This is a genomic window from Bacillus pretiosus (assembly GCF_052947655.1).
The window spans coordinates 2,227,537-2,250,326 of record NZ_CM129593.1; the positions used below are offsets into that span (position 1 = coordinate 2,227,537).

Sequence of the window (22,790 nt, forward strand, 5' to 3'; positions counted from 1 at the left end):
GCCATTATGTTTTTTGTGATGGGAATCTGGGTGGAACCACGGGTAAAAGCACGCTCGTCCCTATTTTAGGGATGAGTGTGCTTTTTATTATGAAATGGAGAGATGAAAAATGAAAGAACAGATGATTGAAATGAAATTTCCGGATGGAAGCGTTAAAGAATTTGTAAAAGGAATTACTTTAGAAGAAATTGCGGGATCCATTAGCAGTAGTTTAAAAAAGAAAGCAGTCGCAGGGAAAGTAAATGATCAGTTATATGATTTACGCCGAAATATTGAAGAAAATGCGGAAGTAGAAATCGTTACTATAGATTCAAATGAAGGGGTAGAAATTGCAAGACACTCTGCGGCACATATTTTAGCGCAAGCTGTAAAGAGAATGCATGGTAATGTAAACCTTGGTGTAGGACCTGTTATTGAAAATGGATTTTATTATGATATGGATCTTCCGAGTAGTGTAAACGTAGAAGATTTGCCGGAAATCGAAAAAGAAATGAAAAAAATTATAAATGAAAATATAAAAATAGAGCGAGTTGAGGTTTCACGAGAAGAGGCAAAAAAACTGTTTCAAGAAATGAATGATCACCTGAAATTAGAATTGTTAGAAGCAATTCCTAGTGGGGAAAGTGTAACACTCTATAAACAAGGTGAATTTGTAGACTTATGTAGAGGACCTCATTTACCGTCAACAGGCTATTTGAAAGCCTTCCAATTAACTCACGTTTCTGGTGCATATTGGCGAGGTGATAGTAACAATCAAGTGCTTCAGCGTATATATGGTGTTGCGTTCTCTTCTCAAAAAGAATTAGAAGGTTATTTACATTTCGTTGAAGAAGCAGCAAAAAGAAATCATCGTAAATTAGGTAGTGAGCTGGAGTTATTTATGTTTTCTGAAGAGGCTCCGGGAATGCCATTTTATTTACCGAAAGGACAAATTATTCGTAATGAATTAGAAGCATTTTTAAGAGAAATTCAAAAAGAGTATAAGTATCAAGAAGTACGTACTCCGTTTATGATGAACCAAGAATTATGGGAGAAATCAGGACACTGGGGACATTACAAAGACAACATGTATTTCTCTGAAGTAGACAATAAAAGTTTCGCATTAAAACCAATGAACTGCCCAGGACATATGTTAATGTTCAAAAATAAATTACACTCTTATCGCGAATTGCCAATTCGTATGTGTGAGTTCGGTCAAGTACACCGACACGAATTTAGCGGGGCATTAAATGGATTATTAAGAGTACGTACATTCTGCCAAGATGATGCTCATTTATTTGTAACTCCAGAACAAATTGAAGATGAAATTAAATCTGTAATGGCGCAAATTGATTACGTTTATAAAACTTTTGGATTCGAATATGAAGTAGAGCTTTCTACTCGTCCAGAAGATTCAATGGGTGATGATAAGTTGTGGGAGCAAGCAGAAGAGGCATTAGAAAATGTATTACATTCATTGAATTATAAATATAGACTAAATGAAGGTGACGGTGCATTTTATGGACCGAAAATCGACTTCCATATTAAAGACGCTTTAAATAGAAGTCATCAGTGCGGGACAATCCAACTAGATTTCCAAATGCCAGAGAAGTTTGATTTAAATTATATAGATGAGAAGAATGAAAAGAGAAGACCAGTTGTCATTCACAGAGCAGTTTTAGGATCTTTAGACCGTTTCTTAGCGATATTAATTGAGCACTTTGGAGGCGCGTTCCCGGCATGGGTGGCACCGGTTCAAGTGAAGGTCATTCCAGTTTCGAATGCAGTCCATGTACAATACGCAGATGAGATTGCGGATAAATTAGCACAAGCTGGCATTCGTGTTGAAAGAGATGTACGAGATGAAAAGTTAGGATATAAAATAAGAGAAGCACAAATGCAAAAAGTTCCTTATGTTCTTGTTATTGGGGATAAGGAAATGGAGAACGGATCTGTAAATGTACGTAAATACGGTGAAGACCAGTCAGAAGTTATTGAACTAAATGGGTTTGTGGAGAGTATAAAAGAGGAAATAAAAAATAAGAAATAGAGATTGATAATAAAATACACCATTAACATGTATTACTGAATTTAAACTCATTAAAGAACCATAATAAATGATGAAGGGATAGCTTAATCGCTATCCCTTCATCATTTATTGCCATATACTTCACTTCATACCGTTAAATCATTTTCTGATTTTATATTAATGGCTTCTTGTAAGAGCTTTTGGAGAACTGCAGCAAAAACAGCAATCACGATAGAGGAGAAAATAATGATCAATCCAATTGGTATAAAACTTGGAGGATCAATTTTTTTTGCCATAAGATAGTAAAGTGGCATACCTAGTATGTATATGGTACCGATAGTGAGGGCACAGTATTTTATATTTTTTAAAGCCTTTACTGATAATACCGAGAACGCTTTGTTCTTATCAATATAACTTAAAAGTTTAAAAACTTGATACAGAGCGAAGTAAAAAGGTATCGTCGCTACGTACATATCGATTAAAACGAGAGATTTCATATAAGCAATAGCTGGATACAATTCTCCAGCGAAATTCCCGATTTTAGGAACTAAAAATATGCACAATGCAAGTACTACTATACCTATAAAAACAATAGCTAGTTTTAAAAAGAGTGTTGTAACTTGTTTCATAAAAAGCACCTCGTTTATTTAATGACAACATGATTTTATCATATAATTTATCGTTTTAAAATAAAATTATATTGTTTTTTAACTTGTTATTATTGTTATTTATGTATCCTATTAATTTTGATAAAAATAAAAAACTTGCTCATTACAAATGAATCCACCTTATGAAATGGTCTGTAATATTTTTTACCTTACAAAAATGTAAGGTAAATGTAAGCGAAATCGAAGGAACGAGTTTTAGAAAAGTGAGAATATGGAATAGGAAAAAGGTTTACGTAACTCGTGTAATCCTTTCTGATTGAAAAGTTTAAAAATTATTAAGGATTTACATGAGAAAAAGATAAGAAATATGTGAGAAATTAATTTTATACAAAAGGGATGGAGTGAAAGAGATGTCAACAAATGTAGTTACTGTAGAACGTGTAGAAAAAACGTATGGGAAAAGAAATGAGAATCAGTCAAAAGCGTTAAGGGGTGTGTCATTAAGTATTAAAGAAGGGGAATTCGTCGGGATTATGGGTCCTTCTGGATCTGGAAAAACGACTTTACTTAATGTGATTAGTACATTGGATCAAGCAACGGGTGGCAGTGTGACAATAGCTGGTACAAATATTACTTCTATGAAGGGGAATGCATTATCTGATTTTCGATCTCAAAAATTAGGATTCATTTTTCAAGATTTTAACTTACTAGAAAACTTATCAATTTATGAAAATATCGCTTTACCACTTTCTCTGCAAGGCGTACCTTCAAGTGAGATTACGGGGAAGGTAAATGAGGTTGCAAAGAAATTAGGGATTACTGAAATTTTAACGAAATATCCAACTGCTGTTTCTGGTGGACAAAAGCAAAGAACGGCGGCAGCACGAGCTTTAGTACATAATCCAGCAATCGTATTAGCAGATGAACCGACAGGTGCGCTTGATAGTAAAAATGCAAAAAGCTTATTAGAAGCGATGCAAGATTTACATGAAAATCACAATGTAAGTATTTTGATGGTTACACACGATGCATTTAGCGCGAGTTATTGTGAACGTATTTTATTTATTCAAGACGGTCTTCTTTATAAAGAGTTAAAACGTCAAGGAACGCGAGAAAATTTCTATCAAGACATTTTAGGCGTGCTCGCTCATATGGGCTCAGCTGCTGAGTCTAAGTAGGGGGCGAGACTATGTTATTCAAATTATCACGTCATAGTATGAAAAAGATGTTAAAAGATTATATGGTTTTACTTATTGGTCTCGTTATTAGTATTAGTATTTTCTACATGTTCCAAACGATGGCGATGAATAGTGAATTTACGAAGGATAATAGTCTTATTGGTAGTATTAGACTCGTATTTTGGGTAGGTGCCATACTATTATCTTTCATTACTGTATTTTATATTATATATGCCAATTCTTTCTTACTCACATTAAGAAGAAAAGAACTCGGTATGTACATGATGCTCGGTGCGAAAAAGAAAAAAGTAGCACAGTTATTATTTATTGAAACATTCGGTATGGGTATTGTCAGTATTATTATCGGGATCTTAGTAGGGATGTTACTTGCAAGTGTAGCAGGAAACTTTTTAATGAATGGTATGGAAATTTCAACAAAAGGTAGTTATTCATCTGTATATACACCAGCAATCTTAGTTACAGCTATTTTCTTCTTAATACTATTTTTTATTACTGGTTTAATGAATAGCATCCGTTTATTACGTAAAACAGAATTAGAATTAATACGTGAAGATGAAACACTAGATGAAGTGAAGAAAAGTAAAACTCGCATTATTATAATGACTGTACTTGGTGTATTACTAGTAAGTACAGGATATTATTTTATGGTAAATATAAAAATGTTTGCTGAACTTGGTTTTATAATAGCGACAATCGTTACAACACTCGGAACATATTTTATCTTTAGTTCATTGCTTCCATTTTTTGTGATGAAAATTAAAGGGAATAAAAAACGAAATGAAACGGGCTTAAATAGTTTTACATATGCACAGCTACGCTTTCGAGTAAATAGTTTATCGAGAGTATTAGGTACCGTAGCGATGTTAATTGCATTAGGTGCAGGTGCGATGACGGCAGGGATGGCGTTCCAAAAAAATGTAGGTATTATGACAGACTTCTCTCGTGTATATGATGTCGTAATTCATGATCCAAATAATCAAGATAAAGCAGCCTTAAAAGAAATGGAAATTGTGGAAGAAAGCAAGTATAAGTATAAAGTAGATGGAGAAGCGGTTTATTATTTACGTAACGACTTAACTGAGAAACCACCACTTGTTTCAGACCACTTTGATACAAAAACTTTAAAAGAACCTGCTCGTAAACGTGTGGCTGAACCTTTAACTGAACCTGTTTATTCTGCTTTGGAAGCTCCTGAAGCAGCCAATAAATTTCCTCGTATGCCAAGGGATTGGGAAGATGCGGTTGTAAGAGAAATACAAATTACACATAATCAATTTAACGGAAAACCTGTAAGGATTGCAGATGAAGAACACTACAAAGCAGTTCAAGGAACGGAACATAGTGTAACATTAGCAAAAGTAGATGATATGAAAAAATATAAACGGTTGTTAATTGAAATAGACAAGAGACAAAAAGAACAAATTGAAAAAACAACAGGTGCAAAAGTAGACTTATTTACGAAAATGACAATTTATCAGTTTATGAACAGTTTCATGAGTGGAACAATGTTTATGGGATTTTTCCTCGGAATTGCCTTTTTAGCAATGATGGCAAGTTCTCTTATGTTCAAAATATTAACAGGTGCTTCTCGTGACGTACGACGTTATGAAATGTTACGAAAAATTGGTGTGAGACGTAGTATGTTAACGAAAAGTATATATAAAGAAATTTCATATTTATTTATCTTCCCGGCAATCATTGGGATTTCCCACGTGTTAGTAGGGCTAAACTTATTTAGCTTCATATTAGTTGACCCGTTTGTAAAAGTGTGGGTGCCGATAGGGATTTTCTTAGTCATTTATTTCATCTATTACTGGATAACTGTTCAACTTTACAAAGGTATGGTAATGCCGAAAGAAGAGGTAGCGAAATAGTTAAAGGAAAAAAGTCTTTGTTTTGAAAACAAGGGCTTTTTTCTTTATTTTTAATACATTGTGACCGAGTCTTTCTATAAAATTTATATTGAAAATTAAGAAAATATTAAGAGTTTATATAGGGGAAAGTTAAGAAGTGTATGGGATATTAAAAATGTGCAAACGAGCAAGATGAAATTAGAGAGAGAAATTGTTATATATTCATATTATTTTGAGGGAGTTTTACAGAATTAAATTGATGTTTTTATAAATTTAAAAGAAAGGAGACTACTTATGAAGAAGATAAAAAAATTAATAAAACTTATTGGTGCCATCACTACACTATTATTAATCGTAGCACTAATATTTCCTACATGGACTTCGCAAATAAAGGGGAAGAACAGTATAAACATATTAGAGCAAGTAGAGATAAATGGCAGTGGTCATGAAATTATGATACGCGGCAAAGATAGGAACAATCCAGTTATTATTTTTGTACATGGTGGACCAGGAACTTCAGAAATACCATATGCTCAAAAATACCAAAACTTATTGGAAGAGAAATTCACAGTTGTTAATTACGATCAAAGAGCGAGCGGGAAGTCGTATCATTTCTTTGAAGACTATTCGAACCTTATATCAGATCTTCTTGTAGAAGACTTATTAGCTATGACAGATTATATTTCAAACCGTCTTGGTCGAGAAAAAATAATATTGGTTGGTCATTCTTACGGTACATATATCGGAATGCAAGCTGCCAATAAAGCCCCGGAAAAATTTGAAGCATATGTTGGCATCGGGCAAATGAGTGATACAGTAGAAAGTGAAATCGATAGTTTAAAATATGTGGTTGAACAGGCACAAAAAGCTGGGAATACAGATGAGGTGTCCTATTTAAATGGGTTGACTGAAAAAATTAAAAATGGCGATACATACACTCCGAGAAATTATGTTGCGAAATATGGTGGAACATCAAGACTCATTGAAAATCCAGATGGTGATAACATCGGAATGTTACTCAGTAATGAATATAACTTGTTAGACGTAATTCGTTATAACGTTGGATTATCACATTCTCAAACTGTCTTATTAGAAAAGGATTTAAAGAATCCATTGCCTACTAAGGTGACTAAAATGAAGCTACCGCTTTATTTCCTTATGGGGAAATATGACTATAACACTTCATATCATGCAGCAAAAACATATTTTGATACGATTGAAGCAGGTCAAAAAGAATTTATTACTTTTGAGAAGTCAGCTCATTATCCACAATTTGAGGAGGAAGAAAAATTTTATAATTGGATGTGCGATACATTCGTAAAATAAATAAAGTGTATCCGAACTTTAGAAAATTATAATAGTTAGCGAGACGTATAAAGATATTTAGATGCATAGTATTAACTGAAGCGAAGTTAAATAAAAAGACTCTTGATAAAAAACAAGAGTCTTTTTTATATTGTTCTCTATACAGAAGGAAAAGATTGGATAATGGTCGAAAAATATAATATAACTTCCAAGAAATGACTGAAAAAATAAAATTTTGTCGAGAGAAAGGGTTAGAAGTATGAAAGAAATGCTACAGTTATTTCGCAACAAAGTGTATGCCCGTTTTTTTCTAGCAAATATTTTAGAGCGACTCGGTTCTATGATTGCTGGAATTTCTTTAATGTTTTATTTGTTAGACCAGTACGGAAAACAACCAGTTTACGCAACGATGACACAAATTATGATGGCATTACCCGCATTAATCTTTTTTCTATTAGTAGGGACAGTAGTGGATCGTTTTGATAGACAACGTATTTGTACGGTAAGCAACATATGTTGTTCGCTCTGTAATATCGGAATTCTAATTTCGCTTTATTACGGAATGATTATACTCGTCTTTATATTTTTATTTTTGGAAAATGCATGTATACAATTTTTCTCTCCATCAGAACAGTCGATGATACAAGGAGTAGTTGAATCAGACCAATACGGTGCAGCAGCAGGTATGAATCAAATGGTAAATAGTTTGTATGCTTTGTTTGGGGTAGGAATTGCAACGATGGTGTACTGGACTTTTGGAATTTACGGGAGCATTTTAGTAAATACGCTCACATTTATTATGAGTGGTATTTTGATTCAAACGATCTCCATTCCAGAAAAAGTTCGTTTGCCAAATGGTAGAACAAAGTGGAAAGAAGTTAATTTGAAGATGTTAATAACAGAGTTTCAAGAAGGGATCAAGTATATATATCAAAATGACACTTTAAAAAAATTACTTTTAGGATTTATCGTATTTGGACTATTAAATGGTATTTTAAGCGTATCCACTACTTACATATTAAAATATAAATTAGCACCAGCAACGTATGAAAGTTTAGCGATGGTGGGCGGTGTAGTTGGAGGGATTTCATTATTAATTGGAAGTATAGTAGCAACAAGTATAGGTAAGAAATATGCACCTAAGCCTATTATTGTATTTGGTATGGCGGGCTCAGGAGTCTTTTTCGGTATGTGTTACTTTGTAAATCACGTATGGTCTTTTTATGTATGTATCGCTTTTGCGACTTTCTTTTTACCATTTATTAATGTTGCAATAATGGGCTGGATGTATGAAATTGTAGAAGAGTCATTCATGGGACGCGTTCAAAGTTTACTTAGTCCATTAACGACAGGATTCCAGCTGTTATCTCTCGGTGCGATAGCGATGTTGTTCCCGAAATGGATTCGTGCAGATACGTTGTTTATTATTTTATTTGGTTTATTATTTTTTGTTACGTGTTTATATCGAGCCATTTTACCTAGTGGAAAGAAACGAGTGCAAGGTATAGCTGAAGAGATGTAATATATCTGGTTTTGATTTCTGAATATTCTATCGGATAGTAAGGAGAAATCGTTATGTTGATGCGAATTGTTAAATGGTGTGGGATTACTTGTTTACAACTAGTAGCTGCTATTTTATGTATAATCTGCTTAGGTGCGCTGCCACGTTTATTTAAGGGATTGCAAATGGATTTAATCGGTTTTTGGAACACGATTGTATTTCTTGGAGGAAAGTTACTTCAACCAGGTGAAATTACATATGGATTTCGGGACTCAAGAAAATTATTTCCACAAATATGGATTCATTATATTGAAACGATGATTGTATTTCTATCAGCGTTTTTACTATCTTTGCTTATAGCGTATGTACTTGTCGTTTGGGTATTGCAACGTTCTCATATGAAACAGAAAATGTGGAACGGGATTTTTCTTACGCTTGAGAGTATACCAGATATATTACTTATTTTATTATCACAACTTCTTGTCGTAATTCTTTTTCAAAAAACAGGATTTATGCCGGTCAAACTAGCTGGATTAGGGGAAGAAAGGATACGTTTGTTACCGATTATATGTCTTACAATACCAACAACATTATTATTTATTAAACTGTTATTATTACGATTTAAAGAAGAGTTAGAGAAAGATTATAGTTTGTTTGCCAAGAGTAAAGGATTAAGCTTACAGCATATTTTGACACATCATATTTCAAGAAATGTTTTATTGACGACAATTTATTATGCGAAAACAAATATATTATTTATGCTTTCCAATTTATATATTATTGAATGGATATTTAATACATATGGTATGTTTGTTTTTGTAAAAGAAAATTCTAAATTAGAAATATTTACAGTGAGTCTAGTAATATTATACGTACCGCTTTTTATACTATTTCGTATATTACATACACTCTTGCAAAATGTGATAAAGGAGCGTGTGTAATATGTGGCAAGTTGTAAAAAGAGATGTGAGATTTTGGATAGGTATTACTTTTTTAAGTGTACTAATGATTGTTAGTATTGGATATACGGTGTTTTTTGATGGGAATATTCGCGAACTTACGATGATGTATAACGAAAAAGGAGAACTAGAGGCAGCTCCATTTTCGCCATCAAGTAAATTTTGGTTTGGAAGTGATGTGAAAGGCCGCGACATTGTTCAATTAATAATAGAAGGCGCGAAATGGACAGTTGGAGCGAGTATAATTATAGCGATTTTACGAGTTATAGTTGGAGGGGGAGTTGGTTTACTTCTTGGTATGTATGGTAAACGTTCTTTTCCAGTTATTTCATCATTTTTTGATCCTTTTAGTATTGTACCAATGGTCATGATTTCTTATTTTATGTTAAATGAAGTTTTAACGTTTGACAGTGGAGCGGAAGTTGTGCCGTTGTATTTGCGGGTGGCATTTCAAATTATAGTTCTTGTATTTCTTGCTGTACCAACAGTTATGCTATATGTAGCGCAAGAAGTAAAACGTATTAAGAAAGAGGAATTTATGTTGGCAGCTACTGTTCTCGGCGGGAGTAAATGGCAGAGGTTGAAGCGCCATATATGGCCGCATATGTTACCACCATTTCTTTTATTAGTAGCCCAACAATTTGTGAGTACTTTATTGCTTCTTTTACACCTTGGTTTGTTGCAATTATTTTTTGGTGGAACAATAACCTTCAGTGGAATGGATCCAGATAGTGTAACAAAAGAATGGACTGGCCTAATTGGTCAAAACTTCCGCCATTTAACTACACATACATGGATTGTACTTATACCAATTGCTTTTTATAGTATGACGATTTTAGCGGGAAATCTAGTTAGTAATAGTATGCAAGATGCGATTAAACTAGGAAATATAAAAATACTTAAGAGCAAGGATAAAGAAGTAAAGGAAGAGAAACGAATACAAACTAATGTGAATGATTTTTCTTTCTATAGAGAGGTACAAAAATAAAAAAGATAGCTGAAGTTAAAAAACAGTAAAGTTTTAAAAGAAATAATAATCGAATTATTATGGAAATATCGATAGTGTAAATCCTATAATTGAACTGGGTGATTAAAAGTGACTATACAAAATAAAAAGATAATTGATATATGTGATAACCACAGACTATTAAATAAATATTCACGTAACAGTATTCCAAGCGTAATCTTCATAGCAGGGTTAGGCGATAGTTATGAGACATGGAAAAAAGTCCAAGACCGAATATCGCAAGAAACATCAACCTTTTCCTATAACAGGTCGGGTATTGGCAGGAGTCAAGTCGCATCCGTCCCGACGACTTGCTATAATCTAGTCGAGGAGCTAAACGAATTGTTGCTAGCGCTTGAAGTGGAGAAGCCCTATATATTGGTAGGACATTCTTTTGGTGGTTTGGTCGCTAGATTATATGCCAGCCTTTATCCACTGAACATCTGCGGTATGATTTTGGTTGACGCTGCACCGGAATATAAAGAACTTGCCTATGAAAAGGTTCTACCCGAAAATCTGCTTGCAAGAAATAGGGAATATTACGAGAATCCTATGTTGAATAGTGAGAAGATTGATAAAATACAAAGTTATAAGCAAATCGTTGATCATTCAAAGCAAAGTAACCTCCCTCTTGTAATTATTACAAGAGGTTTACCTGACAATGTTGAAGAGGGATGGCCATCTCAAGAAATATTGGAAATTGAGCAAAGACTCCAAGCAGAATTCCAATGGCTATCAACGTCAAGCAAGTACCGGATTGCTAGTCGAAGTGGACATTATATTCATCATGATGAGCCAGAAGTTGTTATAGAGGAGATTATGTTAATGTTGAAGGAGATGGGGAAATGAGCGATACAAGGACTAAATTGATGCTGGATTTGCAAAGAATTGAGAAGGATGAGTATCAGTTACGCGAAGGTGAGCAGCATCAAGATTTCTTACCTTTGTTACTTCAATATATTGGCGATCCTCAGCCAGAATTACGGGATAACCTGATTTATTCGATGTTTTATATGTGGATTAGAGAAGAGAATAGATTCAGTGAAGAGGAGTTACGAAGCCTCTTAACTGTTCTGACTGATGAGAACCATTTGTTCTATAGTATTGGTAGCGAGGATGATCAGTCAGTTTTTACAAGGACGTTCTCTGCTTTACCTATCGCTTTGATTGTGCAACGTCACAGACAGAATCCATTTTTTAATCAAGCGGAAATTGAGCAATTAATACATGCGATGCTCCGTTATTATAAAGAGGAGAAGGATCTGCGAGGTTACATTTCAGTAGGAGGCTGGGCTCACAGCGCGTCTCATGGTGCGGATGTTTTTGTCGAGCTGGTGCAGTGCGAGGAGAGCAGCGTCGCAATGCTGCGTGAGGTTCTTGTCGCTATTTCTGGCATGCTTCATAATGGTAGACACATTTTTAGCGATGAGGATGATGAGCGGTTGGTAAACATCGTGGATACGATGATTGACAAAGAGTTACTTCCACATCAAGAAATCGCTGATTGGATTAGCGGCTTAGCGCAATGCTGCAATTTGCCGAGAAGTCGCAGTCAGGTGATTGCTCGCGTGAACAGCAAAAATTTTTTACGCAGTCTCTATTTCAGAAGGGGAAAAGATAGCCGAGGGAATGAGCTTAACACTGTCATACTTAGTACTGAGGCAATTTTGAACAGGTTTTCTTTCAGTTAAAGGGTTAGAGGGGCCGTCCCAAAAGCCATCGGAAATTGGCTTTTGGGACGGCCCCTTTTTATGTCAAGAAAAACAAGAAGAAACCATCCATTGGTAAAATGGAAGTACCACCCACCACGCACAAAAGGAGAGGCAAGGGCTGCAATTAAGGCAGTTTTTCCTCATTGAACTAAAGGATAGCATTTCTGTAAAGATTGTGAAAAAATGCTTATTGAACTAACGCATGCGTTAGTTCAATAAGGTCTAAAAATGTTGTTTTAGTAAATGAGGTCATATGTAGTACAAAAAGGATAGATAATGCATATACTTTCTGCTTTATCTATCCTCTTCTTTTTCGTCTATACAATGTGCAACATTATATAACTATTATTGATATACATATGCTAAATACCTATTTCTTGGTTCTAAATAAAACAAATCGTTTTCAGCTATCTTTTTTTGTTTAAAGTGGTGGTAAATCAATCTTACCTTCTTCAAATAATTCTTTTATCATATGCTTCGTATAACCAGCGGCTTGACCAAAGGTGATTTTTGCTGGCATTGGTGCTTCATTTACATCTACAACTACATCAATAATACACGGACTATTTTGTTTTACCGCACTTTCGAAAGCAGGAAGTAGTTCATCTAAATTCTCAACACGGTATCCAATACCTCCGCACGCCTCTGCGTATTTTGCAAAATCAGGGTTTGTTAAGTCTGTACCAAATTCGATATTCCCCATAACTTCTTGTTCGAATTTAATCATGGCGATTTTATTATTGTTTAAAACGACGACAACGATTGGTAGTTTATATTTAACAGCTGTTACGAAATCGTTCATTGTCATTCCAAAACCACCGTCACCACAAACCGCAAATACTTGTTTATCCGGGAAAGCAATTTTTCCAGCAAGTGCACCAGGTAAACCGCAGCCAAGTGTTGCGAGCCAGCTAGAAATAATAAATTGCTGATTTGTCATACGAAAGTGCCTTGCTGTCCATACTGTTACATTTCCGACATCGACTGATAATATTGCATCATCATGAGCTACTTGTTGCAGTGCATGCATAACGCGTTGTGGTTTAATTGGAGTAGAAGAATCTTCTTCTTGATTGTGTAATTTTTCTTCCCACTTTTTCATCATTTCTTGATGATGCTCTAAGAAGGAATGGTCCTCGTGTTTTTCTACATTTTCAATTAACCATTTTAATGTTTTATCAGCATCACCAGCTAAGCCAATATCTGTTACGTAACGTTTTCCGATTTGGGCAGGATCAGTATCGATATGAATTGTTTTTGCTTTTTCGGGCAAGAAACCTGTGAACGGATAGGATGTACCAATCATAATTAAAGTATCCGCATGTTTCATTGCTTCATAAGAAGGTTTCGTTCCAATTAATCCTAATCCACCGATACAAAGTGGATGTTCATCAGGAATAATTCCTTTAGCTGGTAATGTAAGTACGATTGGAGCACCGATGTGTTCTGCGAAAGTAAGTAAAGAGTCTCTCGCATGTTTCGCACCTTTTCCAGCTAAAATTACAGGCTTTTTCGCTTCATTTATTGCGAGTTTTGCAGCATGTAAATCTTCTTCTTGCGGAAATAATTCAGGTAATGTAAAAGAAGTATTTGTAACACGAGCACCACTTTTTACTTCGAATTTCGGAACATCATCTGGAATCGTAAGAACAGATACACCTTTTTTCGTATAAGCCATTCGAATCGCTTGATTCACGACAGCAGGCAACTGTTCTGCTGACATAATGCGCTGGTTATATACCGCAACATCATCGAATAATCTTTCTAAGTTTACTTCTTGGAAAAAATCCGTCCCGAGTAAATCTGTTTCTACTTGACCTGAAATTGCTAGAACAGGGGCTTTATCGAGTTTAGCATCATATAAACCATTTAATAAATGAATAGCACCGGGCCCTGCGATTGCCATACAAACGCCGAGTTTCCCTGTTAATTTCGCATAGGCAGCTGCTGCAAGTGCACCAGCTTCTTCATGGCGCACTTGAATAAATTTGATTTTATCTTGTTTTTTTCGTAAAGCTTCAATTATAGAATTGATGGAATCTCCAGGCATTCCGTATATATGTTCTACTCCCCAGTCAATTAAAAGGTCAACTAGAGCTTCACCCGCTGTTTTCCCAAACATAATTTTTCCTCCTTATAATTAGGTAGATACTATTATGCTTTGGAGAAAAAGGAAAAATATACAAATGATTATATTATTATCTTTAATGATGACCAGCGAATAGTGTAAATACTGTTATTAGTAAAAATCCACTAGTTGCCCATGTTAAAAATGTCAGGAAAGAGAGCTGTCTCTTTGCTTTCCAAAGCATTTCATGAATTGTAACATAGCCAAGGGAACCGATAGCACTTCCCATAATGAGCCCTTGTAGATGAAGAGCTTTTCCTTCCATCAAAATACCAAAAACAGTACCGGTACCGAGAATAAGTGAAAGTAATAAAGTTGTTAGTAAAAATGAAATATATTTATGCTTTGTAAAGAGAAAGGGGATAATTAAAGCTAATCCTTCAGGAATATGGTGAACAACGATTGCTATTAAAAAAGGAACTGCAGATTCAGCATGATTAATAAAAGCTGTACCTAAAGCAAATCCACTTGGCAAATTATGAATAAATATAGCAAAAGAAAGAAAAAGAAAAGTTTGCCATGCTTGTTGATCTTTTTTATGTATCATTGGATGATGACAATAGTTATCTAATAAGCTCATAACTAAAATACCGATAGCTATACCAAGTATAGGCCCAATTATTTCAAAGCTTGAAAATGTTTCAGGAATTATTTCAAGGGATAAAAGCCCAAGCAAAATTCCGCCGCATAATGCGTATAAACGATGCATTTTTTCTTCAATTAGCTGGCGTGTAGCAATGCCAACAGCACCGCCTAATAGTAATCCACCAAATGAAAAAAATGTAACAATCATTGGAATCCATAATCGTTCCATCGTATCACACTCCGATTCTTCCACTTATTTTTAGCTTACGAAAAGGAAAGTTAGATTAGTCCAAGTAATTATGTTTGATTATAGAGAAAAAACTAATAATTCGTTATAATTTATATATTAAACTTAAGTGGAAATATGAAATGGGGAATACGTTTGCAAACAAAATGAATGGATTCTAGATATTGCCTGCGGAACAGGAAGGGTTACAATTCCATTTATAGAAAACGGATATCAAATGATTGGTGTAGATATACATGAAGGTATGCTTGCTGAAGCAAAGAGAAAATCTATGGATTGTAAAAAAGTAAAATGGTTACAACAAGACTGTTTACAATTAAAGATTGAAGAAACAATTCTGTTAGCATTTATGGTTGGTCATGGATTTCAACACTTTCTTACGAATACAGATCAAAATAAGTTATTAACATCTATTCATCATGTGTTAGCTGATAATGGTATATTTATATTCGATACACGTTTTCCTTCAAAAGAAGAATTAATACAACCATCTACAGAAGAATATTGGACAACTATTAGTGATGAAAAGGAAAGAAAATGCGATCTATATACTGAAATGACATACGATTCAATTCAGCAAATACAGCATTACATAACAACAAGAAGATTTTATGAGGGTGATATGCAAGTAGAAGAACTGAAAACAACGATTGATCTTCGCTATACGTATCCACAGGAGTTAGAAAGATTATTAGTAGTGAATGGTTTTGAATTATTACATATATATAATGATTGGGAAGGAAATGAGTTAGGGGAAGACTGCTATTCTATGGTAGTAGTTTGTCGGAAGAAAAAATAGTGTTATTTTTAAAATATGAGTGTGAAAAGCTTTTAAGGAGAGAAAAAGATGACTTGGTACTTAGATAATGTTTATGAAATAAATAAAGAAGCGCCCTATACATTCTATCTTCCTAGCTCAGAAGTTTTGGAGAAATTAAAGGTTGGAGATTTGGTAAAGTTAATTTTTGTAACTAAAATCGAAGACGAAGATGGGTTTCATGGTGAACGAATGTGGGTGGAAATCACTGAAAGGAATGAGAAAAAGTTTGTAGGGGAACTGATCAATGAGCCATATCGTTTAGATTTAAAAATAGGTGATAAAATTTCATTTGGAATTGAAAATATATGTGATACGGAATATAATGATCCAGCTTCAAAAGATTGGGATTTTTATTTTGATACGAAGGTAATTGTTAGTGATGATGTACTTGAAAAAAGAGAATTTAACTTTATGCTTAAAGAGGGTTCAAGAGAAGAAGGTGACTCTGGTTGGTCAATATTGAGTGGCTATGAAAGTGATGACTATGTCAATAATCCTAAAAACTTTCAAATTATTTCAATTGGAGTCATTTTGAATATAGATGATTCTATTTTAAACTTTCTTGAGGAACCACCTTTATGTGCATATGAAAGAAATGATGAAGGTAGATTCTATAAGATTGAAGACTATGATTGGGATGCTTATTTAAATGGATAGATGAAGTTACTATGTTCTAAAGAAAGCGATATATATTATTTCATGCTATGTGCTGGATGAAGGTTTTACAGATAATAATTGAAGAGAATAGTAGTAAATGGAGGAACTAATTATGCAGCAAATAAAAAAAATAGGAAACTCATTTTGGTATATGACACCTGTTTCTGAAACAGATAGACCTATATTAGGAATGGTCGTTGGACAAGAAAAAACTTTAATGATTGATGCAGGAAATTCAGAAGAACATGCACAATTATTTTTAGAAATGCTAAAAGAACAGAATGTATCAAGTCCTGATTTCGTAGCATTAACTCATTGGCACTGGGATCATATTTTTGGGTTGCCTGTACTACAAGATGCATTAACTATTGCGCATGCAGAAACGAAGAAAGAAATGCAGCCACTAGTATCTTATGAATGGACAGATGAAGCGTTGGACGCACGCGTAAAAGATGGGACTGAAATTGCATTTTGTGCAGATTGCATTAAAAAAGAGTTTGAAGAAAAAGCGAGAAATATTAAAATTATTCCTCCGACCTTAACGTTCCAGGATCAAATTGAATTAGACCTTGGTGAAGTGACATGCGTGTTAAAACATGTCGGCGGAGATCATGCACATGATTCAGTTGTTATTTACGTGAAAGAAGAAAAGATTTTATTTTTAGGAGACTGTATATATGCAGATATCTTCTCTTCAAAGTGGAACTATTCGATGAAACGAACGTTTAAATTAATAGAAGAGTTGGAGTCATTTGATGCTGAAACTTATATTCTTTCTCATGGGACAGCTATAAGTCAGGATGAGTTTTTACAAGAAATGCATTTGTTAAAAACAGTAGGAACTTATACAGAAATTCATAAAGGCGATGAAGAAAACATAAAGACAGCGTATAAACGAGACGTAAATAGAGAATTAAATGAAGATGAATTAGAAACAATTACGTTTTTTGTAAATGGTTATGAAATGAATAATCAGTAAGACACTACACTAATCAAATATAATTAAACTGCATAAAAAGAGTATTGAAAGTTAATTCAATACTCTTTTCAATAGTTAAATATGTAGTTTCAAACAAATTCTAAATATGGGGTTTATCGTCTAAAATAATGCCATTCTATTTATTTTTCATATAGATAGTGGTTCAAGTGGAAGCTTTCTTCGCTAATTCAGTTATATAGTTAAAAAATCCATTGTGGTTTACATCATATACTACATTTACAGGTCGTCCGTCAACAGTTTCCACTGTACGCCCCTGGCTAGGTCCATATGTATGAATAATACTATTAATTGTTTGTAATTTTGCAAGGTCAGATTTCCCGATAAAGGCAGCAGTCAATACATCCCACAAATAGTAAGTAGAGTTAGTTGAGAAATGAACGAGGGGAGGAACCATTGCATAGCATTGACCAAGAAAATCAACACCAATATATTTACGCTCTTTTGCCCAACTTTCACGTATGTCTATAGTTAATGGAACTTGGTTTGTACTTTCTAGCGTTACTAAGTCGATTTTAATTTTTGATTCCCACACACGAGCTACTGCTTCAGGATCCCAAAACGAATTCCACTCAGCCGTTCCATCATGTTCTGGTTCATGTACATTGCCGGCAGTACGAAATGTTCCTCCCATCCAAACAAGGCGCTCAATTTTCCCCTCGATTACAGGTGCTTCATATAGTGCACGCGCTAAATCGGTAAGAGGCCCTGTAAATAATAAAGTTGTTTTCTCTTCAGTTTGTAGTAGGGTTTCAATTAAATGATGATGTGCAGGTTTTTCTGCTACGGGTGTTACAACTTTTCCAGACTCATTTAAAATGGGTAAAGCATCTACATAAAATGCATGCATCCGCCACTCTTTTGGAAATGGATTTTTTGCACGGGAATTTGATGCGGCTACTTCAATATTTCCTTTGCCGAAGCGATCAATAATTTTGCGACTTGCAGACATTGCTGGTTCTAAATAGCAATCTGCAGGGATAACTGAAACACCTGTAAGTTTGACATTATCCATCTGGAGTAATAAAAATAATGAAATTAAATCATCTACACCACCATCATGATTGAAGTACACTTTTTTCATCATTATAATCTCCATCCTATATGATTTAGTTAGGAATTAAATATGAATTGCGGAAAAATCATCAATAATTTCCACCACTTCAATTTTTCCATTGATCAGTAACTCAGGAAGTTCATTACTAACGTTTCCTTTCCAATACTCTCTTGCTTGTTCAATTTTTTGAGAGAAAGGAATACCATCTTCTTTCGGTAAAAGATTTCCGTCACCTTCAAAACAATTGCCAATTACTCGTAGTTTAACAATCTGCAAAACTTCTCGATTGTAAGAATCAAATAATGCTTTCCATTTTAAAGTATCTTCATAGCTCTTTGCAGCATATAAACAAGATAATCTTGAAGGGTATTCAGGGAATTCTTGTAGTCTTACCATTTCTACAATCGTTTCTCTAACGGCTCTAATTGTTTGATTCATATAATTCATAACTACTTTAGCATTTTCATTATTTATATGTAATTCTTCATTTGTATAATGTTCTTTTAAAATTTGCATGGGATCTTCACCGTTAGAATTCAAATGTTCCCTTTCAAAAAAGAAATGAAAGAGGGTATTCGTTTGATTTTTATCGAAATGAATTATTTGTCCAATATTCATTTTTTCCCTTGTAACGATGTGGTATACGTAAAATTCTATGTCATTCATGGTTATCCTCCTAGTAGTAATGTATTTCAATGTTAAATTTAGTAATTCAACATTGAAATATATAAAACCTTTATAAGTAAGAGTGAGAATTTGATCAGAAAGTATAGTGAATATATGATAACGCTTTAAATTTGTTCACAAAATGTTCACTTACGAAGAGGTTTCCATAATCGATATAATGACAAAGACTTAAACAGAAAGGATGATAGAAATTGCCAACAACAAGAAAGGAAAACCTCCAATTTGGTATGATGATGTGCCTTGGGATGGTTATTGTAATGACGTTTTATAATTTATTACTGAATGGAGCAGGAGGGCCAATTCATATTAAGGAGATCGCATTAGAACTAATAATTGGATTCATTATTGCATTATTAATTGAAATATGTATCGTTGGACCTTGTACGAAAAAACTTGTATTCATGTTACCGTTTGATAAATCGAAGAAAATAAATATTATAGTTGCGATGGCGACAGCTATGGTAATTGGAATGGTTTTCTTTATGTCTTTTTACGGAATGGCTATGATGTATTTACATGGTGGACTACAAGGAGACTCATTTGTATCGATGTATTTTTCAATTTTCATTAAAAATTTCATTTTGGCGTATCCATTACAATTAATTATTATGGGGCCACTTGTGCGTTTCTTATTTGGAAAGTTTGTTATGAAGAATAAACCTGTTAATATAGCGTAGTTATAAATATTAAAATATTATATAACGATAAAACAATAAAAACACATCTCAAATATTTTGAGTTGTGTTTTTTATTGTTCATTTGTAGCTATTTTCATATTGATGTGACATTTGTCCTTTTGCCTTTATAGGATTATAGCTTTTAATTAAGTCAGAAATAGAAGATTAGGAGATGATTTTTTGAAAGGCGTTGTATTTGCTATTTTAGCTGGCGTATTTATTACACTTCAAGGTACATTTAATGCAAAACTTAGTTCACATATCGGTATATGGTCGACAAGTATTATTACGCATTTAATTGGATTCATTATTGCAACAACAATATTTTTGTTAAAGAAAGAAGAGAAAATAGCGGATTTAAAGGATGTGAAAAAAATATATTTAGTAGCTGGTGCACTTGGCGGATTAATTATTTGTGCAGAAACAGTAGCGATACATGCAATGGGAGTTACATTAACAGCTGGAACACTTATGGTTGCTCAATTATTAACAGCAACTCTAATTGAAATGAAGGGATTATTTCAAATAAAAAAGATACAGATGGAGAGATATCATATTGTGGGAACAATAGTAATGATTATAGGTATTGTTGTATTTAATATGTAAATGAAAGGAGGAAATGAAAATGGAGAATAGATCAGATTTAATTATCCATTATTTGAAAACTAATAAAATGCTTGAAATTTTTTCAGAGATAGATACAGCTTATTTTCAAGTAAATCATTTTGAAAAAGGCGAGCTTATTTGCAATATAGATGACGCAATGGATCGTTTATATTTTGTTGTTAAAGGTAAAGTAAAAGTTTATACGATTACACCAGAGGGAAAGAAACTGATCCTTCGTTTTATCAATCCATTGGCGGTTGTTGGCGATATTGAATTAATACAAAATAGCAAAGCGCATAATGTCGTTGAAGCTTGTTCAGATGTTATAGCCATCTCTATTTCTCATGCTGTAATTAGAAATAAGTTATTACATGATCCTATATTTATGAACTTCTTGCTTGAAAACATTGCAAACACATTAAAAATATCGACTCGTTTTACAGCACTTAATTTACTTTATCCAGTAGAAGTACGTGTAGCTAGTTATTTACTTTCTATTTCTACTGATAGTAACGGGAATATGTATAAAAAAGATTTGGATGCAACTTCGATATCAAGTATTGCGGATTTTATAGGAGTAAGTTATAGGCACGTCATACGGGTGTTACAAAAATTTTATAAAGAAAAATTAATTGAAAAGAAAAATGGTGTTATTGTAATTAAAGATTTTTTTAGAATGAAGGAAGTTGCTAAAAATAATATATATGAGCAATGAATAGGGGAGAGGGAATATGATTGGATTTAGTTTAGCTATAATAGCTGGCGTATTAATTAGTTTACAATCTATTTTTAATGCAAAGGTAAATGAAAGTGTAGGACAGTGGTTAACAACAGCATGTGTTCTTGGAATAGGTCTCATAAGTTCTATTCTATTTTATATCATTACAGAAAACAGTATTAGCATTAAAGTGTATACTACAAATTATTTGTTTTATGTAAGTGGATTGTTTGGCATCGGGTTAATTATTTGTATAATGGGTGCAATAAAGAGTTTAGGTCCAGCGTATACGGTGTTAATTAGCCTTATTACTCAATTAGTTGTTGCGTTATGTATTGATACATTCGGATTGTTTGGAATGGAGAGCATTCCATTGCAAATAAATAAATTAGTTGGGATAGGTCTATTAATTGTAGGGGTAGGAATTTTTAAAAATCTATTTTCGAGTAAGAAAGCTATTCATATAAATGAGGATAAGAAGTAGTGAATATATTTTGGTGAAGAGTTTACATCTATACAATACAATTATAAGTCAGTAACTAAAGCAGTTGAAAAATAAGAAAAGAAGAAGACCTTGTAAACTTAAGATCTTCTTCTTTTCTTATTTTCTATTGAATCGCACATGAACAAACTTTAACATCTTTATTAAGTTTACAATTCGCATCATAATGCGCGTACTACCATCCCAATCTTTATTTGTAGGTATATCTTTAAAGAAAGGAGAGCAGCTTAATACTTTTATGGTAGAAGACCATTTTTCTATTGATTTTGGATTGTTTACATAAAAATGCATCATTGCGCCGTTATTACCGGATTTCTTTACAGTAGCATTTGAAAGGTTCAGTGCAAATTTTGATTCAGCGTCAAAGTATAATTCGCCTCCAGGAAAACGTTTTGACACAGCGACTATGATTTTCTTCAAATCCTCTTCTTTAAAGTAATAAAACACGCCAGCTGATATAAAAAGAATACCGTCGTTTGGATCATATTTTATATCGTCAAACCAAGAAGTATCAAAAAATGATTTAGCGATGCTCATGTTTCTTGGTGTATCTTCAATTAATGTTTTTCGAAATGAAATAGCATCGGGCAAATCAAGATTATACCAATGTATCGTACCGTTATCAATTCTAGAAAAAGTAGTGTCTAGTCCAGAACCGATATTTACAATAGTAGCATTTGGATGTTTTATAATGAATTTTTTTATCGTATCATCAATTTTTCGTGCGCGAGTAATGTATGTGATACATCCGTATTCACCAAATGTATTTGCTATTGTTGAGAAGTCAAAATCACATTCTTTAATAATTCGAATTGCTTCCGTATCATCTAAAATATCTTTATTTTTCTCACTGCCATAGGCACGTCCCCATAGCGGAATAAGCATCGTACCTTGTACTGAATGAATATCTATTTCTTTAACCATGAAACATCCTCCGTGTAATAAAAAATTATTTATA

Annotated in this window: 21 protein-coding genes, 1 pseudogene and 1 other annotated feature (1 of these 23 running past the window's edge); of the genes and pseudogenes, 16 read left to right on the forward strand and 6 right to left on the reverse strand. The window is 33.6% G+C overall.

The features are described 5' to 3' along the window. Positions 1–65, forward strand: a binding site (T-box leader); it begins 159 nt to the left of the window's first position. Between the two features lie 44 nt (positions 66–109). Next, the gene (gene thrS, locus ACU8YW_RS11470) at positions 110–2,029 is read left to right on the forward strand and encodes a threonine--tRNA ligase (protein ID WP_098134186.1); all 1,920 of its coding nucleotides are present in this window, start codon (positions 110–112) and stop codon (positions 2,027–2,029) included. Between the two features lie 125 nt (positions 2,030–2,154). On the opposite strand, the gene ACU8YW_RS11475 is transcribed toward thrS, so the two are convergent. Beyond that, complete coding sequence (locus ACU8YW_RS11475; RefSeq protein ID WP_046959368.1) at positions 2,155–2,637, reverse strand: DUF2975 domain-containing protein; 483 nt, start codon at positions 2,635–2,637, stop codon at positions 2,155–2,157. Positions 2,638–3,026: 389 nt separating this feature from the next. Between ACU8YW_RS11475 and ACU8YW_RS11480 the strand changes: the two genes are divergently transcribed. The 8 genes from ACU8YW_RS11480 (at position 3,027) to ACU8YW_RS11515 (ending at position 12,130) form a co-directional block, all read left to right on the forward strand. Further along, the gene (locus ACU8YW_RS11480; RefSeq protein WP_000106412.1) at positions 3,027–3,794 is read left to right on the forward strand and encodes an ABC transporter ATP-binding protein; all 768 of its coding nucleotides are present in this window, start codon (positions 3,027–3,029) and stop codon (positions 3,792–3,794) included. A gap of 11 nt (positions 3,795–3,805) precedes the next feature. Continuing rightward, entirely contained in the window at positions 3,806–5,689 is a 1,884-nt protein-coding gene (locus ACU8YW_RS11485) for an FtsX-like permease family protein (RefSeq protein WP_426933686.1), read from the forward strand. A gap of 273 nt (positions 5,690–5,962) precedes the next feature. Beyond that, entirely contained in the window at positions 5,963–6,994 is a 1,032-nt protein-coding gene (locus tag ACU8YW_RS11490; RefSeq protein WP_088063312.1) for an alpha/beta hydrolase, read from the forward strand. Positions 6,995–7,208: 214 nt separating this feature from the next. Next, positions 7,209–8,495 carry an MFS transporter gene (locus ACU8YW_RS11495; protein ID WP_088063313.1) on the forward strand — a complete coding sequence of 429 codons (1,287 nt, stop codon included), beginning with the start codon at positions 7,209–7,211 and terminating at the stop codon, positions 8,493–8,495. Positions 8,496–8,548: 53 nt separating this feature from the next. Next, entirely contained in the window at positions 8,549–9,415 is an 867-nt protein-coding gene (locus ACU8YW_RS11500; RefSeq protein WP_060488707.1) for an ABC transporter permease subunit, read from the forward strand. A 1-nt stretch (position 9,416) separates the two neighbouring features. Beyond that, positions 9,417–10,421, forward strand: a complete 1,005-nt coding sequence (locus ACU8YW_RS11505; RefSeq protein ID WP_088063314.1) for an ABC transporter permease subunit — start codon at positions 9,417–9,419, stop codon at positions 10,419–10,421. Positions 10,422–10,529: 108 nt separating this feature from the next. Continuing rightward, on the forward strand, positions 10,530–11,288 hold the full coding sequence (locus tag ACU8YW_RS11510; RefSeq protein WP_046955760.1) for an alpha/beta fold hydrolase: 759 nt from the start codon (positions 10,530–10,532) through the stop codon (positions 11,286–11,288). Then, positions 11,285–12,130 carry a DUF2785 domain-containing protein gene (locus ACU8YW_RS11515; protein ID WP_098134188.1) on the forward strand — a complete coding sequence of 282 codons (846 nt, stop codon included), beginning with the start codon at positions 11,285–11,287 and terminating at the stop codon, positions 12,128–12,130. Before ACU8YW_RS11510 ends, ACU8YW_RS11515 begins: the two co-directional genes overlap by 4 nt. 442 nt (positions 12,131–12,572) lie before the next feature. Here the strand turns inward: ACU8YW_RS11515 and ACU8YW_RS11520 are convergent, their stop codons facing one another. Beyond that, complete coding sequence (locus ACU8YW_RS11520; RefSeq protein WP_088063317.1) at positions 12,573–14,273, reverse strand: pyruvate oxidase; 1,701 nt, start codon at positions 14,271–14,273, stop codon at positions 12,573–12,575. An 82-nt stretch (positions 14,274–14,355) separates the two neighbouring features. Beyond that, positions 14,356–15,093 carry a ZIP family metal transporter gene (locus ACU8YW_RS11525; RefSeq protein WP_426933685.1) on the reverse strand — a complete coding sequence of 246 codons (738 nt, stop codon included), beginning with the start codon at positions 15,091–15,093 and terminating at the stop codon, positions 14,356–14,358. Between the two features lie 160 nt (positions 15,094–15,253). Here ACU8YW_RS11525 and ACU8YW_RS11530 point away from each other — a divergent pair. The 3 genes and pseudogenes from ACU8YW_RS11530 to ACU8YW_RS11540 form a co-directional block, all read left to right on the forward strand. Then, positions 15,254–15,910 (forward strand): annotated as a pseudogene (locus ACU8YW_RS11530) (class I SAM-dependent DNA methyltransferase); the annotation flags it as partial. A 48-nt stretch (positions 15,911–15,958) separates the two neighbouring features. Next, positions 15,959–16,588: an immunity protein Imm33 domain-containing protein gene (locus ACU8YW_RS11535; protein ID WP_088609704.1), complete on the forward strand. Its 630-nt coding sequence runs from the start codon at positions 15,959–15,961 to the stop codon at positions 16,586–16,588. 112 nt (positions 16,589–16,700) lie between these two features. Next, positions 16,701–17,567 (forward strand): MBL fold metallo-hydrolase, encoded by an 867-nt coding sequence (locus ACU8YW_RS11540; protein ID WP_088609705.1) that lies wholly within the window; start codon positions 16,701–16,703, stop codon positions 17,565–17,567. 163 nt (positions 17,568–17,730) lie between these two features. On the opposite strand, the gene ACU8YW_RS11545 is transcribed toward ACU8YW_RS11540, so the two are convergent. Continuing rightward, positions 17,731–18,672: a nucleoside hydrolase gene (locus ACU8YW_RS11545; protein WP_142293542.1), complete on the reverse strand. Its 942-nt coding sequence runs from the start codon at positions 18,670–18,672 to the stop codon at positions 17,731–17,733. A gap of 33 nt (positions 18,673–18,705) precedes the next feature. Beyond that, positions 18,706–19,308, reverse strand: a complete 603-nt coding sequence (locus ACU8YW_RS11550) for a DUF2441 domain-containing protein (RefSeq protein ID WP_088609707.1) — start codon at positions 19,306–19,308, stop codon at positions 18,706–18,708. 212 nt (positions 19,309–19,520) lie between these two features. On the opposite strand from ACU8YW_RS11550, the gene ACU8YW_RS11555 reads away from it, so the two are divergent. The 4 genes from ACU8YW_RS11555 to ACU8YW_RS11570 all read left to right on the forward strand — a co-directional run bounded on the left by ACU8YW_RS11555 (position 19,521) and on the right by ACU8YW_RS11570 (position 21,814). Beyond that, entirely contained in the window at positions 19,521–20,006 is a 486-nt protein-coding gene (locus tag ACU8YW_RS11555) for a DUF2798 domain-containing protein (RefSeq protein WP_088063326.1), read from the forward strand. Between the two features lie 180 nt (positions 20,007–20,186). Next, complete coding sequence (locus tag ACU8YW_RS11560; protein ID WP_060488717.1) at positions 20,187–20,612, forward strand: DMT family transporter; 426 nt, start codon at positions 20,187–20,189, stop codon at positions 20,610–20,612. A 19-nt stretch (positions 20,613–20,631) separates the two neighbouring features. Next, complete coding sequence (locus ACU8YW_RS11565; RefSeq protein WP_149214001.1) at positions 20,632–21,327, forward strand: Crp/Fnr family transcriptional regulator; 696 nt, start codon at positions 20,632–20,634, stop codon at positions 21,325–21,327. A 16-nt stretch (positions 21,328–21,343) separates the two neighbouring features. Beyond that, positions 21,344–21,814 (forward strand): DMT family transporter, encoded by a 471-nt coding sequence (locus ACU8YW_RS11570; protein WP_088609709.1) that lies wholly within the window; start codon positions 21,344–21,346, stop codon positions 21,812–21,814. Between the two features lie 117 nt (positions 21,815–21,931). On the opposite strand, the gene ACU8YW_RS11575 is transcribed toward ACU8YW_RS11570, so the two are convergent. Continuing rightward, positions 21,932–22,756 carry a class I SAM-dependent methyltransferase gene (locus ACU8YW_RS11575; RefSeq protein WP_199695662.1) on the reverse strand — a complete coding sequence of 275 codons (825 nt, stop codon included), beginning with the start codon at positions 22,754–22,756 and terminating at the stop codon, positions 21,932–21,934. Positions 22,757–22,790 lie beyond the last annotated feature (34 nt).